The organism is Bartonella queenslandensis AUST/NH15 (assembly GCF_000312585.1).
Classification (GTDB): domain Bacteria; phylum Pseudomonadota; class Alphaproteobacteria; order Rhizobiales; family Rhizobiaceae; genus Bartonella; species Bartonella queenslandensis_A.
The window spans coordinates 1-769 of sequence record NZ_HE998240.1; the positions used below are offsets into that span (position 1 = coordinate 1).

General features: G+C 38.4%; 1 protein-coding gene and 1 pseudogene. Both read right to left on the reverse strand.

The genetic code is table 11. The features are described 5' to 3' along the window. A partial coding sequence (locus BN338_RS10020) for a TM2 domain-containing protein (RefSeq protein ID WP_039762006.1) occupies positions 1–340 on the reverse strand: 340 nt, incomplete at its 3' end. A gap of 114 nt (positions 341–454) precedes the next feature. After that, positions 455–769, reverse strand: a pseudogene (eno, locus tag BN338_RS10025) (phosphopyruvate hydratase); the annotation flags it as partial.

The following is a 769-nucleotide window of genomic DNA, read 5'->3' on the forward strand; positions in this document are numbered from 1 at the left end:
CAATTGCCCAAATACCAGTAATGACTAATCCAGCGAATGATAAAGATAAAACAAGCATTAAAGTGCCCGTCCGAACTCTCCCAACCATAAAGCGATGAACACCAAAGACACCTGCGAACCAACAAAGAAGTGCAAACATTATCTTTGAATTTTCTGTACTTGACCTCAACAACGGAAAAACAGAACTGACCACACCTCCCTCGCAAATAAAATCAACAGTATCACCAATCCTTGGTGGTTTCTTTCCCAACCAATCCCAAGTCGCAAACTGATAACGCTTACCATCATCACCCGAAACGAGATACGTTCCTTGATCTTGACTAATAATTACACCTCTCATCTTAATCCTTATAAATTTAAATGCCTATAAAATGATTGTTCCACGCTTTTGATAAGAAATCTCAATTTCATAATCTAAATAATATTATACTTTCATATTTTGTGCTCACAACGATCAACAATATATATCACCAGCATAACGTGCTTGGGCCCCTAGCATTTCTTCAATACGAATAAGTTGATTGTACTTTGCTAATCTATCAGAACGTGCAAGAGAACCTGTTTTAATTTGCCCACAATTCGTTGCAACCGCGAGATCTGCAATGAAGGAATCCTCTGTTTCGCCTGAACGATGAGATATAATGGCACGATAACCCGCTTTATGTGCGATTTCTACAGCATCAAGTGTTTCACTCAATGTCCCAATTTGATTAACTTTTATGAGAATAGAATTGCCTACCCCTTTTTTGATACCATCACGTAAACGCGC